The organism is Mesorhizobium sp. M6A.T.Cr.TU.014.01.1.1 (assembly GCF_004022765.1).
Classification (GTDB): domain Bacteria; phylum Pseudomonadota; class Alphaproteobacteria; order Rhizobiales; family Rhizobiaceae; genus Mesorhizobium; species Mesorhizobium mediterraneum.
The window spans coordinates 1-21,286 of the sequence record NZ_RZPG01000007.1 but is presented as its reverse complement, the minus strand read 5'-3'; the positions used below and the strand labels follow the sequence as shown (position 1 = coordinate 21,286).

Genomic DNA, 21,286 nt, shown 5'->3' with positions numbered 1-21,286 from the left:
ATGTCGCTCGCGGGCAAAGCCGACTGGCTCGGCGAAAAGCACCTGCAGCGCCTGCTGGCGGCGCTGGCGGATGGCGGCGAGGAGGCGCGTGTCGCCGGCGGCGCGGTGCGCAATGCGCTCATCGGCCAGCCGGTCGCCGACGTCGATATCGCCACCACTTGCCTGCCTGATGAAACCATCCGCCGTGCCGAGGCGGCGGGCTTCAAGGCCGTGCCGACCGGCATCGAGCACGGCACCATCACGATTGTCGCCGGCGGGAAGCCGTTCGAGGTGACCACGCTGCGCGCCGACATCGAGACCGACGGGCGGCGGGCAAAAGTGTCGTTCGGGCGCGACTGGAAGGCCGACGCGCAACGGCGCGATTTCACCATCAACGCACTCTATGCCGAGGCCGACGGCACCGTCGTCGACCTGGTCGGCGGCATCGCCGACATCGAGGCGCGCCGGCTGCGCTTCATCGGCGATCCGGAGGCACGCATCCGCGAGGACTATCTGCGCATCCTGCGCTTTTTCCGCTTCTTCGCCTGGTATGGCGACGGCCGGCCCGATGCCGAAGGACTGAAGGCTTGCGCCCGGCTCAAGGAGGGGCTCAGCCAACTCTCGGTCGAGCGCGTCTGGTCCGAGCTGAAAAAGCTGCTGGCAGCGCCCGATCCATCGCGCGCCTTGCTGTGGATGCGCCAGGCCAGCGTGCTCACCAGCGTTCTGCCGGAGAGCGAGAAATGGGGCATCGATGCGATCCATGCGCTGACCAGGACCGAGAAAGATCTGGGCTGGACGCCGGACCCGCTGCTCAGGCTGGAAGCGATCGTGCCGCCGGATGTCGCGCGGATGAAGACGCTGGCTGAGCGGCTGAGATTCTCCGTCAGCGAAGCCGTCCGTCTCAGGCAGTGGACGCTGACAGCGCCTGTCGCGCCTAAGACGACCGAAGTGGAACTCGCAAAACGGCTCTATCGTGGTGATCGTCAGGGCTTTGTCGATCGTTTGCGGCTGTCGCTCGCTTCGGCTCGAGCCCGCGCGGTCGAGGACAATGACGCGTTGCTCGAAGCCGGCGGCTTCTCGCGCCTGCTGGCCTTCGCCGGAAAATGGAAAAAGCCCGACTTTCCGCTCAAGGGCGCCGATCTGACGACGCTTGGCGCGTCGCCCGGGCCGAAACTCGGCGCAATCTTGAAAAACCTCGAAAACGAGTGGATCGAGTCCGGCTTTGCGCTGGATCGCGGCGCGCTCCTCGAGCGCGCCGCAGAAGCACTCGAAAATTAGGTAAATCAGGCCGCGTCGCGGGCCTTTTCGATGCGTGAACGGATCGCTTCGATCATCGTCTCGCGGATGATCGTCTCGCCATGCGTCTCACGCATGTGCTCGACCGCGCGACGCATGATCTCGGCTTCCTCGTCGGCGCGCGTATGCCAGTCACAACCCGGAACGAGCGAGCCGCAGTGGAATTCCTTCATCGGATTTTCTCCCTTTTCCTCCTCGGAACTCCGCGCATTTGCTTGGGCACGGAAGCTCCAGCACCTTTGATCGACGCATGATCCCTGTCGAAAACCGGTATCGGTATTCGGGTCATGCGCTGGCCGAGCAAGCATAACACGATCGACTGGTTTTGGTTGCGTTAGAGGGCCGCGCGTCCGGAGGACGCGCAAAAGACGCTCTAACATTATTTGTTATCTGCGCATGATCCTTTCCGAAAACCAATTCGGTTTTCGGGGTCATGCGCGAAAGACCGAAAAGGCGGAGCAGCGCTGCTCCGCCCTCTTACGCTACCCCAGAGACAAGACTGTGTCTTGCTCTCGGAGCAAGACGTCATCTTGCTCCAGCGGGCAGGCCGTCACTTCACGATCCTGACTGCCTCGGCAATTTTGTTGTTGCCGCTCATGTCCCACGAAACGCGGACCTTTTCGCCGGCCTTCAGGCCAGGATCCTTGAAGGCCTTGGGCAGCGTAAAGGTAGATCCGTCATCCAGAACAAGGCTCATGGCCGTTCCATCATAGGTCTTGACCGTGCCCGTGGTGTGCTTGACCGCCGCGAAGGCAGCGCCACCAGAGGCAAGAACGGCAGCAGCCGCAGCCGACATAATAAGCTTGCGCATGGCATGCTCTCCTGGAAAATGAGGGCACCTGATTGGGGAGGTGCCCCACTCAATTATGGGCCGTCCGGTAGCGTCGGGTCGCGGTTCTAGAGGAGGCGAGAACCGCCGGCGTTTCCCGGCCCGGAAACGAAAAATAGTCCTGTTTTTTCAAAGGGATATTAGACGAAAAAGATATCCTGTGCGCCACATTCGCCGCCAAAATCAGGCGATTTGGACCTGATTGCGGCTCACGTCCAACTCACCGAGATTTTACGGCCATTTCACCTCTGGCGGCAGACTGGACAGGATCGAGGCGACGTTGCCGCCTGTCTTCAGCCCGAAGATGGTGCCGCGATCGTGAAGCAAGTTGAATTCGACGTAGCGGCCACGGCGGATCAGCTGTTCGTCGCGGTCGCCGTCGGTCCAGTTGTCGTTGAAATTGGCCCGCACCAGATGTCCGTAAACGACGAGAAAAGCGCGCCCGACATCCTGGACGAAGTTGAAATCGGCGTTCCAGCCGCCTCTGTCCTCGTCCGAATGCAGCCAGTCGAAGAAGATGCCGCCGGTGCCGCGCGGTTCGTTGCGGTGCGGGAGATAGAAATACTCGTCGCACCAAGCCCTGAATTTCGCGTGGTCGGCCACCGCCGGATGCTTCTCGCAGGCGAACTGCATGGCACGATGGAAGGCAACCGTGTCCGGGTCTTCCTGTGTGCGGCGACGGTCGAGCACCGGCGTCAGGTCGGCGCCGCCGCCGAACCACTGGCGCGAGGTGACGACCATGCGCGTGTTCATATGCACGGCCGGCACGTTGGGGTTCCACGGGTGCGCGATCAGCGAAATGCCGCTCGCCCAGAAGCGCGGGTCCTCCTCGGCGCCCGGCATCTGCTTCCTGAACTCCGGCGAGAACTCGCCATAGACGGTGGAGGTGTGGACCCCGACCTTCTCGAAGACGCGGCCACGCATCATCGACATGATGCCGCCGCCGCCCTTGCCGGCATCACGCTCCCACTGCGTCTTTTCGAAGCGACCGGGCGACCATGAGGTCTGCGGTCCCTGCAGGTCCTGCTCGATCTGCTCGAATGCGGCGCAGATGCGCTCGCGCAACGTCTCGAACCACAGCCGCGCCTTCATCTTCTTCTGCTCGATGTCGGCCGGCAGCCCCGCCGGTATTTCGGGTCGTTGCAAATGCCGTCTCCGGTTGCGGGGGCGCACCCCGACAAATGACTCGTCTTTTCCGGCCGCGATCCCTAATCTGTTGGGTGCAAGGGTCAAGTGTGAATGGAGTTCTTTCGTGCGCACTCCGGCAAGACCGCCGCTGGATGGCCTGAAGAAGAGGCTCGACCGTTCGCGCGCCGAGCGCGAGCGCATGCCGCGCGACGGGTTCCTGCGCGAGACCTTCGTGCTGCCACGCTCCGATGCGCGGCTCAAGGCGAAGGAGTGGTTCGAGCGCTTTCCCAAGCAGGCCTACTGGACCGAGATCGAAAGCTGGTTCGAGCGGCCGGGCGACGTCATCGAATTCACCATCAGGCGATTGCCGGCGGCGGACTAGGGTGTGTTGATATTCAGGTGATGCCGGCCTGCAAACGGCGGGTTCCTGCGCTTCCGGTGCTCACGCACCAAAAGTACGCTCCGCTCCGGTTCTCGGAAACCACCGTTTTCGACTCGGCCTGACCTGAATCTCAATACACCCTAGCGCGCGACCAACAACCGCCTTGCGCCCGGCCCTTGGGCGCTCAATCGGTCTTCCTTGTTCCTCAGCGGGCACTTGTCGATCGACATGCAGCCGCAGCCGATACAGTCGGTCAGCCCGTCACGCAGCTTTTTCAGCTGGGCAATCTTCTGATCGAGCTGGTCGCGCCAGGCCGTTGAAAGCAAGTTCCAGTCCTCGCGCGTCGGTGTGCGGCCTTCAGGCAGCGATTCAAGTGCAGCACCAATCTCGGCCAGCGATATGCCGACCTCCTGCGCGATCCTGATGATCGCCACACGTCTCAGCACGTCGCGGCAGTAGCGCCGCTGGTTGCCTGATGTGCGGTGGCTGCGGATCAGTCCGCGCGCCTCATAGAAATGCAGCGCCGATACCGCCACCCCGCTTCGCGTCGCCACCTGGCCGACCGTCAATTCCGTCACCGCAGCCATTCGAATTTTCCGCTTGACCTCAAGTTAAGTTGAGCTTGTAACGAAGAAACCCTTGATATGCAAACGCAGGAGAAGGCGATGTGCGCCTGGGTGAGAATGACAAGAGAGGGTGTGGTCGTCGGCCAGAAAGCGGCGATAAACGTTGCGCCCACTGAGGATATTCGAATCCTATCCGAGTTGCCGGATCGCCTCGCCGGTCACCATGGCGACGGAGAGCGCGACGTTGATGCTGCGCGCGGCGCCTTGCATCGGTATGATCAGTCGCGCGTCCGCCGCCTCGTGAACAGAATCCGGCACGCCTGCGGATTCGCGGCCGAACAGAAGGACGTCATCGTCGGCGAAGACGAAATCCGTGTAGGCGGTCGCGGCTCTGGTCGACAGCAGCACCAGCCGCCGCGCTTCGCCTTGGCGCCAGTACTCGAAGGCGTTCCAGTCGACATGCCGGGTCAGCGCCGCCATTTCGAGATAATCCATGCCGGCCCGTTTCAGCGCCCGGTCGGAGAGCGGGAAGCCGGCCGGTTCGATGATGTCGACGCCGAGACCGAGGCAAGCCGCGAAGCGCAGGATTGTCCCGGTGTTGCCGGCGATATCCGGCTGGTAGAGCGCGATGCGGAGACGATCGTTCATTTCCACGCCCTTTTGATCCGTGGCAGATCGGCCACAGGGGCCGCGCGGTTTTGGAAAATGCTGGACTGGCGGGTGGTCATTTTCTGCGAAGTCGGTTATACGCCGAGCATTGTCAACCCGAACCGATGGAGGGGTAATTCATGATGACCATGCACATCCAGCGCCCCTCTTGTGGGCTTACCAGCCTGCCGGCGGTTTCGGTACGACGATTCTCCTGACCTTTTAGACTTCGATCGCACCGATTCTTAGCCGAAACCTTTTTCGGTCTTCGAAGGAATCCTGCGATGTTTTTCAAGCTGTCGAAGGGGCTGAACGCCCCACCTGAACACGCCTCTGGGCAATCCCTGCCTTTCGCTGGCCATTCGCTCGCGAGCAGGCCGGATTCACCCTTTTACCCGTATTTTCATATGGAGGACGGACCGATGTTCGATCCCTGCAAAATTCCCGGTTCAAGAAGCCTGCACGAGCGCAGGATGGCGACTTGGGCGCTTTTGATCGGCGAAACCTATTCCTCGGCGGTTCACGCCGAGACCCGTCGGCGTCCGCATCGCGGTATGCTGCCGGACGTCGATTTCTCGCGCGCGGTTCCCGACCGCAGCCGGCCGTCGCTGGTGCGCCGGATCATGAGGCTGATCCGCCCTGGCGCAAAAACAGGCGCGAAACTCCGGGTTGTCGACAGAGCGCTGTCAGGATCGTCGAACGAGCCTGTCGGCGAAAAGCCCGCGACGTCCTATACTGCGCGAAGCAAGACCGGCGGCCCGGGTGATTCCGGGACGCCGGTCTTTGTCGCCACGCGATCCCATGACGCTACCCGCTCCCGGGACGCTACGCGTTCCCGCGCCGCGTGAGCGAAACCAAGCATGTGAGTACCAAGACAATGTTCCGCTGGTTTGAAAGAAGGCTCGATCCGTTCCCCGCCGAGGAGCCGGTCGAGCCGCCGAAGACGCTGATCGCCTTCTGCGTGCACTATACGCGCGGTGCCTGGCCCTACATCGCTCTCGATGCGGTGCTGGTGACGGCTATCGCCGTCGCCGAGGTTTGGATGTTCGGCTTCATGGGCCGGATCGTCGACTGGCTGTCGGTGCAGAATCGCGAGACGTTCCTGCAGACCGAGGGCTGGAAACTCGCCGGAATGGCCTTCATCGTGGTGTTCGTGCTGCCGGCGACGGTCTGGTTCCATTCGCTCCTCAACCAGCAGACGCTGATGGGCAATTATCCGATGCGTATCCGCTGGCAGGTGCATCGCTACCTGCTCAAGCAGTCGATGAGCTTCTATCAGGACGAGTTCGCCGGCCGCATCGCGACCAAGCTGATGCAGACCGCGCTCGCGGTGCGTGAGTGCGTCATCAAGCTCATCGACGTGCTCAATTATATCGTCGTCTATTTCCTCGGTATGCTGTTCATCGTCGGCTCCGCCGACTTGCGGCTGGCGGCACCGCTCGCCGTCTGGCTTGCCGGCTATATCTTGCTGTTGCGCTACTTCATCCCGCGATTGGGCAAGGTCGGCGAGGAGCAGGCCAATGCGCGCTCGACCATGACCGGCCGCGTCGTCGACAGCTACTCCAACATCCAGACGGTCAAGCTGTTCTCGCATGCCCGGCGCGAGGCGTCCTTCGCGCGGGAAGGGATGGCCGGCTTTCTCGATACGGTCTATCGGTCGATGCGGCTGGTGACGCAGCTCTATGGCCTGCTCTACGTCCTCAACTCGCTGCTGTTGTTTTCGGTCACCGCGATCTCGCTGTGGCTGTGGCTCGGCCAGGCGGTGACGATCGGCGCCGTAGCCCTGGTCATCGGCCTCGTGCTTCGGCTGTGGGGCATGTCGCAATGGATCATGTGGGAGATGTCCACCCTGTTCGAAAATATCGGCACGGTGCAGGACGGCATCAGCTCGATCTCGCTGCCGCGCCTCGTCGAAGACAGGCCCGGGGCCAAGGATATTGCCGTCACCAAGGGCGAGATCCGTTTCGAGGACATCCGCTTCCACTACGGCAAGCAGAAGGGCATCATCGAGAGCCTGTCGCTGACGGTGAAGCCGGGTGAAAAGGTCGGCATCGTCGGCCGCTCGGGCGCCGGCAAGTCGACGCTGGTCAACCTTCTCTTGCGCTTCTACGACCTCGAAACTGGCCGGATCCTGATCGACGGCCAGGAAATCGCGGCGGTGACGCAGGATTCGCTGCGCGCCCAGATCGGCATGGTCACCCAGGACACCTCGCTGCTGCATCGTTCGGTGCGCGAGAACATCCTGTATGGCCGGCCGGACGCCAGCAACGAGATGCTGATCGAAGCGGCACGCCGCGCCGAAGCGCTTGATTTCATATCAAGGCTTTCGGACGCCAGTGGCCGCACGGGTTTCGATGCGCATGTCGGCGATCGCGGGGTCAAATTGTCCGGCGGCCAGCGGCAACGCATCGCCATTGCCCGCGTTATGCTGAAGGACGCGCCGATCCTCATTCTCGACGAGGCAACGTCTGCGCTTGATTCCGAGGCCGAGGCGGCCATCCAGGAGAACCTCTACAGGCTCATGCAGGGCAAGACCGTCATCGCCATCGCGCACCGGCTCTCGACCATCGCGGCGATGGACCGGCTCGTCGTCATGGACAAGGGCCGCGTCATCGAAGAAGGTTCGCATGAGGAACTCGTCGCCAGCGGCGGGCTCTATGCGCAGCTTTGGCAGCGCCAATCGGGCGGCTTCCTGCTCGACGACGGTGCCGCCGCCAACGATGCCATGATCAAGGGTCAAGCAGCAGAATGATAGCCGCCGAATGATGACTGCCGTCTATCGCTGGTTCGAGAACTGGGTCTATCCATTCAGGGAGCCCGCGGTCCTTCGGCCACCGGTCAGCGTCAGGGGGTTCCTCTGGCACTATGTCGGCCAGGCGAAATTCGCCTTCTTCGCCATGCTTGTCATCGGCGGCATCGCGCCGCTGGTCGAGGCCGGACTGTTCTACTTCGTCGGGCGGCTGGTCGACATTCTCGACCAGCTCCCCGGCGAGCGTAGTTGGGACGCGCTGTGGACTGCCGCCGGTCCCGAACTTGTCTTCATGGCCGCCGTGGTGCTGGTCATCCGTACCATCGTCGTCGGCCTGGCGGCGTTGGTCGACGAGCAGACGATCACGCCCGGCTTCTACAATCTGGTGCGCTGGCAGGCTCACCGCCATGTCTCGCGCCAGTCCTACGCCTTCTTCCAGAACGATTTCGCCGGGCGTATCGCGACAAAAGTCTGGCAGGCGGGGCAGGCGACCGGCGATCTGATGCAAAGCTTCATCGAGGTCGTCTGGTTCATGGTCGTCTATACGGTGACGACGCTGGTGCTGGTCGCCGGCCTCGATCTCAGGCTGGCAGTGCTGGTGGTGATCTGGATCACCGCCTTCGGCTGGCTGGCCAAGCGCTATCTGCCGGCGATCCGCAAGCATGCCGAGGCAACCGCCGAGGCCGGTTCGATGATCAACGGCCGCATCGTCGATTCTTATTCGAACGTGCAGACGCTGAAGCTGTTCTCTGCCGACGGCGACGACCGCTACATCAGGAGCGGTTTCGATATCTATCTCGACGCGCTGCGCCCGTTCACCCGCCGGCTGACCGGCGTGCGCATGGCGCTGACGACACTTTCGGGGATCATGATCACGGCGATCGCCTGTTTTGCCGCCTATCTCTGGGTCGAAGGCTCGATCACCGTCGGCGCCGTCGCCTTCACGCTGTCGCTGGTGCTGCGGCTCAACATGCTGCTCGGCCGGCTGATGATGCAGCTCAACAGCATCCTGCGCAATCTCGGCGTTCTGGAAAACTCCAAGGCGCTGATCTCGCAGCCGCTCGGCCTGACCGACGCACCCGACGCCAGGGAGCTTGTGGTAGGCGGCGGCCGGATCGACGTGAAGAAGGTCGAGTTCCACTACGGCAAGGGGTTCGGCGTGCTCAACGGCATCGACCTCGTGGTGCGGCCGGGCGAGAAGGTCGGGTTGGTCGGGCCGTCCGGCGCCGGCAAGACGACGCTGGCCAATCTGATCCTGCGCCTCTACGACCTCGAGGCCGGCAAGATCACGATCGACGGCCAGGACGTTTCAAAGGTGACGCAGAACTCGCTGCGCGCCAACATCGGCGTCGTCAGCCAGGATACCGCACTGTTCCATCGCTCGCTTCGCGACAACATCAAGCTCGGCATGCCGGACGCAACCGACGCCGAGGTGATCGCGGCCGCCAAGAAGGCCGAGGCGCACGAGTTCATCCTCGACTTGCGCGACAATCGCGATCGCCAGGGCTACGAGGCCTTCGTCGGCGAGCGCGGCGTGAAATTGTCGGGCGGCCAGCGCCAGCGCGTGGCGATCGCGCGCGTCTTCCTCAAGGACGCGCCGATCCTGATACTCGACGAGGCGACGTCGGCGCTCGATTCCGACATCGAGGCGGCCATCCAGGAGAATCTGGCGAGGCTGATGGAGAACAAGACGGTCATCGCCATCGCGCACCGGCTGTCGACCATCGCGGCCCTCGATCGCCTGGTGGTGCTCGACGGTGGCCGCATCGTCGAACAAGGCACGCATGACGAGCTGGTCGCGCTCGACGGGCTCTATGCGCGGCTGTGGAAGCGGCAGTCCGGCGGCTTCCTGTTCAACGAGGAGAGCGTGCTGGAGGAGACGCGGCCGGCGGAGTAGGGCCAGATTTCAGCAAGAACCGGAGTGGACCATGTCGGTGCGAATGCCATCGAATTTCGGACGGTCGGGAGCGCAGGAGAGCGCGCTCGACCTGCTCGGCAATGAAATCCTCGGCGAAAAGGCGGCGGCGCTCGGCCGCGCCGGCCGGCGCGTGGATGAAACTCTGACGAAGCTGCGTGAGCATGGCGATGACGGCAAACAACGTGCCCGGCTGCTCAAGGACGCGGCGGAGGCCGTCCACGGCTATTTCATCCAGCGCGAATTGTGCGGCTTGCGCAGGCACGACGCGGTGATCCGGGAATACAACATTCCCAAAGCCGTGCTGGCCAGGCTCGGCGCGAAATAGACAATAGTGTTGAAAATCTGACCGAAGACGAAATACCGATTTCGACCCTTTTGCGGACCATCCCTGATGGGAGTTCAAGGGAACGTCGTGACCCTTTCGAGACTCTCCGAGGCCGATTTTCCTTCCCGGAACCGGACGTTAAGCGCAACCAGTCTGATGACCCTTCTCGGACCTTCCCGAACTCACTTGGTGCCGGATAGCGGACGTTCGGCTGAACCAGCCGCTCTGACCCCTTGCTGACCTTCTTGAGCCGGTGCTCTTGGCAGAAAGCAGACATTGGCCGCGACCAGTGCTCATGATCCGTTCCTGAACTTTCCTACGAGGTAGGCTCCGGGGTTGGACTGATAGACTCGTTCACGAAGCGTCGGTACACTCCCGGACTGCTTTCAGATGAGAGCAATCGCCGCACATGACCGACGAACGCATCCAGCGTCGACTCGCCGCCGTAATGGCGGCCGATGTCGTTGGCTACAGCCGCCTCATGGAAACGGATGAGGCCGGCACGCTGGCCGCGCTCAAGTCCCGACGCAAGCAAGTGCTGCAGCCGTTGGTCGCCAGGCACCATGGCCGGGTCTTTAAGGTGACTGGCGACGGCGTGATGGTGGAGTTCGCCAGCGCCGTCAATGCTTTGCAATGCGCCATAGACGTGCAGCATGCGATGGCTGCCGCCAATGCCGCTCTGCCGGAGAAGCTCCGTATCGTGCTGCGCATTGGCGTCAATTTAGGTGATGTGATGGTCGAGGGCAGTGACCTTTATGGCGATGGCGTCAACATCGCTGCGCGACTGGAAACCACCGCCGAGCCAGGCGGCATCCTCATCTCCGGAACGATCTACGACCACGTCCGAAACAAGATCGAGGTTGGTTTCGAGGATCTCGGGGCCCAGACCGTGAAAAACATTGCCCTGCCAGTTCGCATCTACCGCGTTTCCGGCACGCCGCCTGTTGTGATTTCCACATCCAAGGCCATCACCGACAAGCCTTCGATTGCCGTTCTGCCGTTCACGAACATGAGCAGCGATCCCGAGCAGGAGTACTTCGCTGACGGTCTGGCGGAAGACCTGATCACTGACTTGTCGAAAGTGCCTGGTCTGTTGGTGATCGCACGCAACTCCACATTCGCTTACAAGGGGAGGTCAGTCGATGTCCGCTCAGTCGCCAGGGAGCTGACGGTGCGTTATGTGCTTGAAGGAAGTGTGCGCAGGGAGAAGGCTAGGGTGCGGATCAATGCCCAGCTAATCGACGCCACGGACAGCAGTCATCTCTGGGCTGATCGCTTCGACCGCGATTTGGCGGACGTCTTTCTGTTGCAGGACGAGGTCGTCCATACGATTGTAAGTGCCCTGTCCGGCGTGTTGCCGACCGCTGTGACCTCCAGCACACGTAGGACAGCAAGTCTCGAAGCGTATGACCTCTTCGTCCGCGGCCGCGTGCTGGTGGTTCAGTCGCCCGAAAGCAACAGGGCGGCTCCCGCGCTCTTGGAAAGGACCATCGAACTCGATCCCGGCTTCGCCGATGCTCATGCTTGGCTTGCGATGAGCCACCATTTTGCCTGGGCGTATTGGCTGGATGCTCCAGAGCGCCATCATTCGCTGGCTCTGGCGGCAGCCTGGCGCGCCGTATCGCTTGATCCGGAAAATGCCGTGGCCCATGCAATCCTCGGCGACGTGCTGATCTACGATGGCAAGCCGGATGAAGGCGCGGCGGAGCTGGCCACTGCCCTTCGGGTCAACCCCAATCATGCCGATGCCTGGGCATTCCTGGGGCAACTGAAGGCATTCGAGGGAAAGGCTATCGAGGGCATCGGACATTTGCGCCACGCCATTCGCCTCAATCCGCACCCGCCGGGGTGGTACTATTGGCTTCTCGGGCTCGCCCAATACGCAGCGGGTCAATACGCCGATGCCGTCGAAACACTCCGGCATGAGGCCACGCACCGGCTCGGCTCGCAACGTATCTTGGCTGCAAGTCTGGCGCGGCTCGGGCATATGGAAGAGGCCAAGGAGGAAGCAAGGCAATTCCTCGCCTCGAATCGAGATTTCTCGATACAGCACTGGGCAAGCACACAACCGTTCCGGCACGAGGCCGATCGACAGCATTTCATCGATGGCTATGAAGACGCCGGCCTGCCACAGTAGGGCCGGACGTGGCCACAATCCCAACCGTGCAAATTTGGATATCTAGCCTTGCTGACCATTCGCACAGCCACACTTGCCGACGCAGACGCCATTTGGAGCATACTCGAGCCCATCTTGCGGGCAGGCGAAACCTACGCGCTGCCGCCTGACTGGAGCCGATCCGACGCGCTGTCATACTGGTTTTCCCCGGATCACGAGGTGTTCGTCGCAGGAACGGACGAACTGGTGATGGGAACTTATTATCTGCACGCGAACCAACGGGGCGGCGGTGCCCACGTCGCCAACTGCGGTTATATAACCGCGCCGGACTCGGTCGGCCGGGGTGTTGCAACGGCGATGTGCCAGCACTCTCTGGGTCACGCGGCTGCGCGAGGCTTCCGGGCCATGCAGTTCAACTGTGTGGTCAGTACCAACGAACGCGCGGTCAAGCTTTGGCGTCATCTTGGATTCGACGTTGTCGGAACGATTCCGCAAGGTTTCGAGCATCCGGTTCTGGGGTTCGTGGACACGCTGGTAATGCACCGATCGCTCTGACTGCCTTGCGCAGGCGCATAGCTGCCCTAATATGTTACGAAGAGATCTTCGACGCGGATACGACGTTCGATCTTTCTGAGCCCGGTCCGGGTGGCGGCACTCTTCGTCACTCGCTTGTCGACCTTGGAGGCGGCTTTGCCCTTCATCCGTTCCAAATGCCAGAACCGACGGGGTATGAGGGTGGCTCGATGCAGATGGGGAAGAGAGGTCACATAGATCATCTCGCACTGAAGGTAGACGATGAAGAGCGCTTGCAGGAAGTCAGGCGACGTCTAGTGAAGGCCGGCGCTTCGGATGGGACCATTGCGGATTTCGGCGCTATCCGTCTTGTCAGCTTCAAGGACCCGGATGGAATGGAAGGTGAGGTCGCACGGTGGACCGATAGCAAACGCGTGCTCGGCTTTCATGAACGCAAGCAGGAGACTTGGCAAGATTAACAATGGTCAGAACTTCCGGCGGAAAATCGCGAAGGTCCGCATCGGGCTGACCCTGCCTCATGCCAGTTCTGCCGTCATCGACTGCAACGGTTCGAATCCTGCGGTTGAGCGAAGGTCGGCAATGGGGAATCCCGCCGAATGACCGGATCTGGCGCGACGGAGCCGGCCGAAGGATTCGGCTCTGCCACACGGCCACCGAGCTCTCCACGTCGCGGTTGGGTGGAAGGCGCGGTCATCGAGCATAGCGGCACCAACGACCCGGAATGTGTCATTAGCAGACAGTCCACGCAGCGTGATAAGCTCAAAGCAGGCACCGGAGCGTGGAGGGTATCTGGATGACAACGTCGTTTCGGGAGGCAGAACTCGCCGGCTGGTCCACCCGCTCAGCAAGCTACGATCAGCACCTATCTCCGATTACCAACCAGGTCATCGCGCCCATCATTGCAGCCTTGGGACCGCTGGACGGAAGGAGGGTGTTGGACGTGTGTTGCGGACCGGGCCATCTCGCTGGATCGCTTGCAGCCGAGGGGGCTGCCGTTGAGGGCGTTGATTTTGCAGCCTCCATGATAGCGAAAGCGGGAGAGAACTATCCAAGACTCACCTTCCAGGTGGGTGACGCCGAAGCGTTGCCCCACGCGAGCGACACATTCGATCATGTCGTATGCGCATTCGGGGTGATGCACCTCAGGCGCCCCGAGTCGGCCATTGCAGAAGCTTTTCGCGTGCTCCGCCCCAAGGGCCGATTTGTGTTTACGCAGTGGGGCAAGGACGATGAGGTGCTGAATATCGTACTATCGGCGATCGCCGACCACGGAACGCCGATCTCAGATCTGCCGGATGCACCTCCGCCATTACGATTCAGTGATCCGCGCGAATGCCGTCGGGTGCTTGAAGCCAGCGGCTTTACCGAAGTGCGTGACGATCTCATTGAAACGACATGGACGAACGAGCGACCGAAAGCGCTGCTCGATCTCATTTATGGCGGCGCTGTGCGAGTTGCCATGATGCTGGAAGCACAAGAGCCAGCTCGGCGCGCCCGGATTCATGACGCGATTCTCGGTGCCGCGAAAGCGCATGTCTTCGACGGTACTGTTGTAATCCGAAGGCCCGTGGTGGTGGCTTCCGGTACCAAGCCCTCGAGTGCCTGACGTCTGAAATGGGTGAGAACGCGCCCTTTCTCACACCGGAGAGCCGTCCGCAAAGGGTCGATTCGGGCGGTACAGCGAACGACCAGTTTTGAGACGGGCCATGAATGTCGCGAAATGGCGCTGCCTGTGCGTTCCGATCGGCGACACGGAAGGCAGAAAACCATCCAAAGCGGTTGTCTCACCTCGGGTACCAAGCGTCAGATTTTCACCACTAGTTCGACCATGATCTTTTCCGAAAACCGGTTTCCGGTTTTCGCTGACGCGGACCTTCGGTTCGTGATCATGGCCTTACTCCAGCCATTCGGTGATGAAGCTGCCGTTTTCGTGGATGTCGGTGGTCTCCAGCGGGCCTGGGCCGAGATTGGTGAATTTGTGCGGCGTGTTCGGCGGCACGATCAGGATCTGGCCAGCCGACGCCTCGATCTGCCGGTTGCCGACGGTGAACAGCCCGGTGCCGGTGCGGATGATGAAAATCTCGCAATAGGGATGCGTGTGCAGCCGCGGGCCGCCGCCAATCTCCGGCAGATAATTGAAGATCAGGCAGCTTTTGGAGCCGTAGGCGCCGCACTGCAGCTCGCCTTGCCAATGGTCGGGCCAGCGGTCGGGCGCCCCGGCCCATTTGTCGCGGTCGATGACATGCGCCATGGGCCGAGGATAGACCGAGGCCGGGTCTCCTGTCGAGGCAAACGCAGGCTCCGATTTTGCCGTTGTTTTCCTGTGGTTTCGCCGTCTTCGTTGCCATGCGGTCCGACGCCGAATTGCGTCCCCGCGACAATCTGCCCTTGTGCCTTCACCCGTCTGGACAAAAACAGGCTTCACGCATAAACCGAAGTCCAAATGCCGGAGGAATTCGCTAGCCTGTTCGCCATGCGCTGTCGGGTTGGCGTGAATGAGCGGGGAATAAGGCTCGGCCACCGGCACGGAAGAGGCGAAAGGATCAGGCACCCGTGAGCGCAACCGACATCCAGGATCCCAACCGTCGTGATTTTCTCTACGTCGCCACCGGCATGGCCGCAGTGGTCGGCGCGGGTGCCGTCGCCTGGCCATTCATCGACCAGATGCGCCCGGATGCCTCGACGCTGGCGCTGGCCTCGGTCGAGGTCGACGTCTCTTCGCTGACGCCGGGAACGTCGCTTGTCGTGAAATGGCGCGGCAAGCCGGTGGTCGTGCGCAACCGCACTGAACAAGAGATGAAGGACGGCGAGGCGGTCAATCTGGCCCAGCTCAAGGATCCGCTCGCCCGCAACGCCAATTTGCCGGCCGATGCGCCAGCGACGGACGCCAACCGCACCATGCCGGGCAAGGAGGCCTGGATGGTGATGGTCCAGGTCTGCACCCATCTCGGCTGCATTCCGCTCGGCCAGGAAGGCGAGTTCGGCGGCTGGTTCTGCCCGTGCCACGGTTCGGTATACGACACCGCCGGCCGCGTCCGCGGGGGGCCGGCGCCGGAGAACATGTCGGTGCCGGTGTTCCAGTTCATTTCCGACACCAAGATCCGTATCGGCTGAGGCTAGGGGACATTTCGATGAGCGAGGGACACTCGACCTATACGCCCAAGACCGGTATCGGACGCTGGTTCGACGCCCGCATGCCGCTGCCGCGGCTGGTCTATGACAGCTTCGTCGCCTATCCGGTGCCGCGCAACCTCAACTATGCGTGGACCTTCGGCGGCATCCTGGCGATCATGCTGACGGCGCAGATGCTGACCGGCATCGTGCTGGCCATGCATTATGCGGCGGACAGCACTCTCGCCTTCGATTCGGTCGAGAAGATCATGCGCGACGTGAATTCGGGCTGGCTGTTGCGCTACATGCATTCGAACGGCGCGTCGTTCTTCTTCGTCGCCGTCTACATCCACATCTTCCGCGGGCTCTACTACGGTTCGTACAAGGCGCCGCGCGAGCTTCTATGGATCCTCGGCTGCATCATCTACCTGCTGATGATGGCGACGGGCTTCATGGGCTATGTGCTGCCCTGGGGGCAGATGAGCTTCTGGGGCGCGACCGTCATCACCGGCTTCTTCAGCGCCATCCCGCTGGTCGGCGACTGGATTCAGCAGCTTTTGCTCGGCGGCTTCGCTGTCGACAACCCGACGCTTAACCGCTTCTTTTCACTGCATTATCTGCTGCCGTTCATGATCGCCGGCGTCGTCGTGCTGCATATATGGGCGCTGCATGTGGTCGGCCAGTCGAACCCGACCGGCATCGAGGTCAAGTCGAAGACCGACACCGTCGCCTTCACGCCTTACGCGACCATCAAGGACGCGTTCGGCATGCTCGTGTTCCTGTTCATCTTCGCCTATTTCGTCTTCTACCTGCCGAACTTTCTCGGCCACCCCGACAACTATGTAGTCGCCGACCCGCTGAAGACGCCCGCCCATATCGTGCCTGAATGGTACTTCCTGCCGTTCTACGCGATCCTGCGCGCCATCACCTTCAATATCGGGCCGATCAACTCCAAGCTCGGCGGCGTGCTCGCGATGTTCGGCTCCATCGCCATGCTGTTCCTGGTGCCGTGGCTCGACACCTCGAAGGTGCGCTCGGCGGTCTACCGGCCCTGGTACAAGCTGTTCTTCTGGCTGTTCGTGATCGACGCCGTCCTGCTTGGCTGGCTGGGCTCGCAACCGGCCGAAGGCAGCTATGTCTTCATGGCGCAGATGGCGACATTGTTCTACTTCGCCTTCTTCCTGGTCGTGCTGCCGGTGCTAGGCCTGGTCGAGACGCCGCGGCGATTGCCGAATTCGATCACCGAGGCGGTGCTCGAGAAGAACAAAAGTGGCGGACATCCGGCTCGTGCGACAGCCGCGGAAACCAAGGGCTGAGCATGATCCCGAAAAGTGGAGACCGGTTTTCGGAAAAGATCATGCTCGAGACGACGACAGCGCGGCAGAGAATCTCAAGGGGATTTGGCATGAAGACGATTCTCACCTCGCTGGCGCTGCTCGGCCTTGTATTGGCGGGCACTGCGGCCGCGACCACTGGGGCGATCGCCCAGGAGGAGGCGCACAGCGAAGCCCAGCCGACGCATTTCCCGATACACGAGCCGAAGGAGATGGACTGGAGCTTCGCCGGGCCGTTCGGCACCTACGACAAGGCGCAGTTGCAGCGCGGGCTGAAGGTCTACAAGGAAGTCTGCGCGGCCTGCCATTCGATGAAGTTGGTGGCGTTCCGTACGCTGGAAGATCTTGGCTATTCGGAAGCGCAGGTCAAGGCGCTGGCGGCCGAGTACACGATCAATGATGGTCCCAACGATGCCGGCGACATGTTCGATCGTCCCGGCATACCGTCCGACCATTTTCCGGCGCCGTTCCCCAACGATCAGGCAGCAGCGGCCGCCAATGGCGGGGCTGCCCCGCCCGACATGTCGCTGCTGGCCAAGGCGCGCGGCGTCGAGCGCGGCTTTCCGCGTTTCGTCTTCGACATCTTCACGCAATACGCCCAGGGCGGTCCCGACTATATCCACTCGCTGCTGACCGGCTATGACGAGCAGCCGCCGGCAGGCATGGAGATACCGGAAGGCACGCACTACAATCCGTATTTCATAGCCGGCGTGTCGCTGAAGATGCCCAACCCGCTTTCCGACGATCAAGTGACCTATGACGACGGCGCGCCGCAGACGGTCGACCAGTATTCCCGCGACGTGTCGGCCTTCCTGATGTGGGCAGCCGAGCCGCATCTGGAAGCCCGCAAGAAGACCGGCTTTCGCGTGCTGGTCTTCCTGCTGCTGTTCGGCGCGCTGGTCTATCTGACCAAGCGCAAGGTGTGGGCCGGCGTGGCGCACTGAGCTACAGAAGAGCCACGAGATCGAAAGGGCGTCGAAAGGCGCCCTTTTGCATTTCCCTACCGCATCGGCCCGAAAATCGGGAATCGATTTTCGGAAAATATGATGCGTAGATTCAAAGTGTTAGAGCGTACTTTGTGCGTCAAGTGGACGCACGTCGCTCTAGACCGTCGGCTAAGTCCTTTGCCGGACAATTTTCTTCCAGGGCGCCACATCGCGGTAGCCGTCGCCGGCCGCCCCGGGTTACGATCGGCCCGAGTTCCTTTCACGTCTTCAAGTCGAATCGGACGAATATTTCGGAGAGCCGCCCCATGAAACCTTCGCTCGAAGACACGCTGCTTGCCGCGATCCGCACCATTCCGGACTATCCCAGGCCGGGCATCCTGTTTCGCGACATCACCACGCTGCTCGGCAATGCGCGCGCCTTTCGCCGCGCCATTGATGAGCTGGTGCATCCCTACGCCGGCCAGAAGATCGACAAGATCGCCGGCATCGAGGCGCGCGGCTTCATCCTTGGCGGCGCCATCGCGCACCAGCTCTCGGCCGGCTTCGTGCCGATCCGCAAGAAGGGCAAGCTGCCTTACGAGACGGTGCGCGTCGCTTACAGCCTCGAATATGGGCTGGACGAGATGGAGATGCACAAGGATGGCGTGTCGCCGGGCGAGAAGGTCATCCTCGTCGACGACCTGATCGCCACCGGCGGCACGGCGGAGGCAGCGGTCAAGCTGTTGCGGCAGATCGGCGCCGACATCCTCGCCGCCTGCTTCGTCATCGACCTGCCGGACCTCGGCGGCCGCGAGAAGCTCGAAGCGCTCGGCGTGCCAGTCAGGACGCTGATCGGGTTCGAAGGGCATTGAGCGGACTGTGAGGCGCGCACTGCCTTCTCCCCTTGTGGGAGAAGGTGGCCGAGCGAAGCTCGGTCGGATGAGGGGTGCTGGACAGATCGCCAGCGCTTCATTTCTTCCAACACCCCTCATCCGTCTTGTCGCTTCGCGACAATCCACCTTCTCCCACAAGGGGAGAAGGTAAGCAGCGCGCTCTCACCCCATCTTCACCAGCACGGCACTTTCGAACTCGATGACCTTGTCACCGGTCGAATCGAAGGCCTCCGAGCGCAGCGTGAGCAACCGCCAGCCCGGCCGTGATGCGATGGGGCGATGGGCAAGCGCGGTGCGGGTGAAGGTCACGGTTTCTCCGGCATAGACGGGCTTCAGCCATTTGAGGTTCTTGAAGCCGGGCGAGGGGCCAAATTCGGGCGCGGGCCTAGTGCCGGCCCACCGGGCGCCGTTGGCCTCCACGCCGGTCTCGAGGTTCAATTTCATCCAGGTTGCCGCTGTGTGCCAGCCCGAGGCGCACAGGCCGCCGAACACGCTCCTCTTCGCCGCCTCTTCGTCGAGATGGAATATCTGCGGATCGTATTTCCTGGCGAACGCCTTGATCGCCTCGGATTCGAATTTATGCGAACCGAGCGTGACGGTGACGCCGATGCAGAAGAATTCGTCGAGGCTCACGCGTTGGCCCCTCGGGTCAGGAACATGACGGTGTTCTCGAGTTCGAAGACGCCTTCGCCACGCTGGTTGAAAAGCTCGCTGCGCATGGTGACGAGGCCGAGCTGGGGCTTCGATCTGGACAGGCGCTTGGCAAGGACGGTGGTGTTGCCGGTCAACATATCGCCGGCCAGCACCGGCTTTTTCCATTTGACGAGGTCGACACCGGGGGCGCCCTGCGAGGTCGAGTCCAGCAGGAAGGCATCGCACAGCATGCGCATGAACATCGCGCAGGTGTGCCAGCCGGAGGCCGCCAACCCGCCAAGGATGCTGGCCTTGCCCGCCGCCTCGTCGAGATGCATCGGCTGCGCATCGAACTCTTGCGCGAATTCGATGATCTCGGCCGCGCTCACCAGCTTCGTGCCGAGGTCGAGCGAGGCGCCCTCGACGAAATCCTCATAGGCCCAAGTCTTTCCGGTCTGGCCGGTCATGGTCTGGAATTCTTTCCGGTCATGGTCTGGAATCCGGTTCAAGATTGCACGATCGCCACGGATCGGGGTTCCCGGATGCAGGTGGGACGGGATTTGGTCAAGTAATTTCTGGTGCGCCAGGCCATCGCGCGCCCCACGGAACAGTCAACGAAACAGAAGGTCCGAAGGCTTTACAACCAGCCGCGGCGGCGGAAATACCAGAAGGGCAGGATCGCCGACAGGATCATCAAGCCGATGGCGAAGGGATAACCGAAATGCCAGCTCAGCTCGGGCATGACATTGAAATTCATGCCGTAGATCGACGCGACCAGCGTCGGCGGCAAGAAGATGACCGCGGCGACGGAGAAGATCTTGATGATGGCGTTCTGCTCGATCGAGATCATGCCGAGCGTCGCGTCGAGCAGGAAGTTGATCTTCTGCGACAGGAAGGTGGCGTGGTCGGCGAGCGACAGCACGTCGCGCGACAAGGTCTTGATGCGCGCGCGGATGTCCTTACTCATCTTGGTCTGGGTCGAGGCGTGGGTGAGGAAGCCAGCGAGCCGCTGCAGCGAGATCAGGCTGTCGCGGATCGAGGAGGCGATGTCCTCCTTGCGACCGATGGCCTTCAGCAATTCCTGGAAGTCGCGGTTGCGCTTGGAAGCCTTGGTCGAGCGTGCCTCGAAGATGTCGCGCGAGATCGTCTCTATGTCGCGGCCGGCGCGCTCCAGAATGTCGGCGAGGCGGTCGACGATCGCCTCCAGCAGGCCGATCAGGATGGTGTCGCCGCTGGTGCAGCCGGTCGCCACCTTCTCGGCGCGCAGCGGAAAGGTCTTGAAGGCCTTCGGCTCGTGGTAGCGCACGGTGATCAGCCTATTGCCGGCCAGCACGAAGGTGACCGGCGACATTAGCGGATCGTCGGCCTCGGTCTGCGCCGGCAGCGTGGCGGTCATGAAATAGGCGCCGTCCTCGATATAGAGGCGGCTCGAAATCTCGATCTCCTCCATCTCCTCGCGCGTCGGAATGGCAACGCCGAGCCAAGTCTCGATGGCCGTTTCCTCTTCCTTGGTAGGGTTCATAAGGTCGGCCCAGACGACCTTGTCGCTGTTTGCCAAGAGATCGTCGGCAACGCGCAGGCGATCATTGTCCACGACGAATGCCTTGATCATCGCCGGGTCTCCCTTGCTGAGGCCAAAAGGATGGGTTCGAGCGGGCGTGTCGTTTCGGATTGCACGGGACAGGCTTTCGACGAAAGCGCGGGCCGGTGCAGACGCCCCTTAGACCGGGCATTGCGGGCAGTCAAGCCACGCGGAAACGGCCCGTGCGGTCTCTCCCTTCTCCCCTTGTGAGACCTTTGCACAGAAGCCGAACGGTGATTCTGTGGTGAAGGTTGGAGCAGGGAGATTCGGGATGGCGGATCGTGTTTTGGGTCAGTTGAGTCTGGCGGACGGTCTGGCGGCGTCGGATGAGACGATT

The 21,286-nt window shown here is 62.0% G+C and carries 23 protein-coding genes; 14 read left to right on the top strand and 9 right to left on the bottom strand.

The annotated features are described in order from the left end of the window. Complete coding sequence (locus EN885_RS09765) at positions 1-1,257, top strand: CCA tRNA nucleotidyltransferase (protein ID WP_128241922.1); 1,257 nt, start codon at positions 1-3, stop codon at positions 1,255-1,257. Between the two features lie 5 nt (positions 1,258-1,262). Here the strand turns inward: EN885_RS09765 and EN885_RS09760 are convergent, their stop codons facing one another. The 3 genes from EN885_RS09760 to hemF all read right to left on the bottom strand — a co-directional run bounded on the left by EN885_RS09760 (position 1,263) and on the right by hemF (position 3,250). Continuing rightward, a complete protein-coding gene (locus EN885_RS09760) occupies positions 1,263-1,448 on the bottom strand; it encodes a DUF1059 domain-containing protein (RefSeq protein ID WP_023799945.1) in 186 nt (61 codons plus the stop codon). Positions 1,449-1,825: 377 nt separating this feature from the next. After that, the gene (locus tag EN885_RS09755; RefSeq protein WP_126105253.1) at positions 1,826-2,086 is read right to left on the bottom strand and encodes a DUF1344 domain-containing protein; all 261 of its coding nucleotides are present in this window, start codon (positions 2,084-2,086) and stop codon (positions 1,826-1,828) included. Between the two features lie 249 nt (positions 2,087-2,335). Continuing rightward, entirely contained in the window at positions 2,336-3,250 is a 915-nt protein-coding gene (gene hemF, locus EN885_RS09750) for an oxygen-dependent coproporphyrinogen oxidase (protein ID WP_095484215.1), read from the bottom strand. 106 nt (positions 3,251-3,356) lie between these two features. On the opposite strand from hemF, the gene EN885_RS09745 reads away from it, so the two are divergent. After that, entirely contained in the window at positions 3,357-3,614 is a 258-nt protein-coding gene (locus tag EN885_RS09745) for a hypothetical protein (protein WP_006202578.1), read from the top strand. Positions 3,615-3,754: 140 nt separating this feature from the next. Here the strand turns inward: EN885_RS09745 and soxR are convergent, their stop codons facing one another. Both soxR and EN885_RS09735 read right to left on the bottom strand, forming a co-directional pair. Beyond that, the gene (soxR, locus tag EN885_RS09740; RefSeq protein WP_128241923.1) at positions 3,755-4,201 is read right to left on the bottom strand and encodes a redox-sensitive transcriptional activator SoxR; all 447 of its coding nucleotides are present in this window, start codon (positions 4,199-4,201) and stop codon (positions 3,755-3,757) included. A 168-nt stretch (positions 4,202-4,369) separates the two neighbouring features. Further along, the gene (locus EN885_RS09735; protein WP_128241924.1) at positions 4,370-4,828 is read right to left on the bottom strand and encodes a tRNA (cytidine(34)-2'-O)-methyltransferase; all 459 of its coding nucleotides are present in this window, start codon (positions 4,826-4,828) and stop codon (positions 4,370-4,372) included. 422 nt (positions 4,829-5,250) lie between these two features. Between EN885_RS09735 and EN885_RS09730 the strand changes: the two genes are divergently transcribed. The 8 genes from EN885_RS09730 to EN885_RS09695 all read left to right on the top strand — a co-directional run bounded on the left by EN885_RS09730 (position 5,251) and on the right by EN885_RS09695 (position 14,076). Further along, on the top strand, positions 5,251-5,676 hold the full coding sequence (locus EN885_RS09730; protein WP_127293174.1) for a hypothetical protein: 426 nt from the start codon (positions 5,251-5,253) through the stop codon (positions 5,674-5,676). Between the two features lie 29 nt (positions 5,677-5,705). Continuing rightward, positions 5,706-7,580, top strand: a complete 1,875-nt coding sequence (locus EN885_RS09725; protein ID WP_128241939.1) for an ABC transporter ATP-binding protein — start codon at positions 5,706-5,708, stop codon at positions 7,578-7,580. Between the two features lie 10 nt (positions 7,581-7,590). Further along, entirely contained in the window at positions 7,591-9,474 is a 1,884-nt protein-coding gene (locus EN885_RS09720; RefSeq protein ID WP_128241925.1) for an ABC transporter ATP-binding protein, read from the top strand. A 31-nt stretch (positions 9,475-9,505) separates the two neighbouring features. Beyond that, positions 9,506-9,820, top strand: a complete 315-nt coding sequence (locus EN885_RS09715) for a DUF6665 family protein (RefSeq protein ID WP_126105259.1) — start codon at positions 9,506-9,508, stop codon at positions 9,818-9,820. A gap of 409 nt (positions 9,821-10,229) precedes the next feature. Beyond that, complete coding sequence (locus EN885_RS09710) at positions 10,230-11,957, top strand: adenylate/guanylate cyclase domain-containing protein (RefSeq protein ID WP_128241926.1); 1,728 nt, start codon at positions 10,230-10,232, stop codon at positions 11,955-11,957. Between the two features lie 51 nt (positions 11,958-12,008). Beyond that, positions 12,009-12,491, top strand: a complete 483-nt coding sequence (locus tag EN885_RS09705) for an N-acetyltransferase (RefSeq protein WP_126107373.1) — start codon at positions 12,009-12,011, stop codon at positions 12,489-12,491. A 188-nt stretch (positions 12,492-12,679) separates the two neighbouring features. Continuing rightward, positions 12,680-12,928, top strand: a complete 249-nt coding sequence (locus EN885_RS34150) for a hypothetical protein (protein WP_245493042.1) — start codon at positions 12,680-12,682, stop codon at positions 12,926-12,928. 335 nt (positions 12,929-13,263) lie between these two features. Next, a complete protein-coding gene (locus EN885_RS09695) occupies positions 13,264-14,076 on the top strand; it encodes a methyltransferase domain-containing protein (RefSeq protein ID WP_128241927.1) in 813 nt (270 codons plus the stop codon). A 288-nt stretch (positions 14,077-14,364) separates the two neighbouring features. Here EN885_RS09695 and EN885_RS09690 read toward each other — a convergent pair whose 3' ends face one another. Then, entirely contained in the window at positions 14,365-14,721 is a 357-nt protein-coding gene (locus EN885_RS09690; RefSeq protein WP_128241928.1) for a cupin domain-containing protein, read from the bottom strand. Between the two features lie 302 nt (positions 14,722-15,023). Here EN885_RS09690 and petA point away from each other — a divergent pair, with 302 nt between their 5' ends. The 4 genes from petA to EN885_RS09670 all read left to right on the top strand — a co-directional run bounded on the left by petA (position 15,024) and on the right by EN885_RS09670 (position 18,713). Further along, the gene (gene petA / locus EN885_RS09685) at positions 15,024-15,584 is read left to right on the top strand and encodes a ubiquinol-cytochrome c reductase iron-sulfur subunit (protein WP_095484223.1); all 561 of its coding nucleotides are present in this window, start codon (positions 15,024-15,026) and stop codon (positions 15,582-15,584) included. Positions 15,585-15,601: 17 nt separating this feature from the next. Continuing rightward, positions 15,602-16,897 (top strand): cytochrome b/b6, encoded by a 1,296-nt coding sequence (locus EN885_RS09680; protein ID WP_127205493.1) that lies wholly within the window; start codon positions 15,602-15,604, stop codon positions 16,895-16,897. A gap of 89 nt (positions 16,898-16,986) precedes the next feature. Then, complete coding sequence (locus tag EN885_RS09675; protein WP_128241929.1) at positions 16,987-17,859, top strand: cytochrome c1; 873 nt, start codon at positions 16,987-16,989, stop codon at positions 17,857-17,859. Positions 17,860-18,167: 308 nt separating this feature from the next. Next, the gene (locus EN885_RS09670; protein ID WP_095484226.1) at positions 18,168-18,713 is read left to right on the top strand and encodes an adenine phosphoribosyltransferase; all 546 of its coding nucleotides are present in this window, start codon (positions 18,168-18,170) and stop codon (positions 18,711-18,713) included. A gap of 183 nt (positions 18,714-18,896) precedes the next feature. Here EN885_RS09670 and EN885_RS09665 read toward each other — a convergent pair whose 3' ends face one another. The 3 genes from EN885_RS09665 to corA form a co-directional block, all read right to left on the bottom strand. Continuing rightward, positions 18,897-19,367: a MaoC family dehydratase gene (locus EN885_RS09665; protein ID WP_095488830.1), complete on the bottom strand. Its 471-nt coding sequence runs from the start codon at positions 19,365-19,367 to the stop codon at positions 18,897-18,899. Next, positions 19,364-19,834 carry a MaoC family dehydratase gene (locus tag EN885_RS09660; RefSeq protein WP_095488831.1) on the bottom strand — a complete coding sequence of 157 codons (471 nt, stop codon included), beginning with the start codon at positions 19,832-19,834 and terminating at the stop codon, positions 19,364-19,366. The genes EN885_RS09665 and EN885_RS09660 overlap by 4 nt, the downstream gene beginning before the upstream one ends. 170 nt (positions 19,835-20,004) lie before the next feature. Further along, entirely contained in the window at positions 20,005-20,979 is a 975-nt protein-coding gene (gene corA / locus EN885_RS09655) for a magnesium/cobalt transporter CorA (protein ID WP_095488832.1), read from the bottom strand. Positions 20,980-21,286 lie beyond the last annotated feature (307 nt).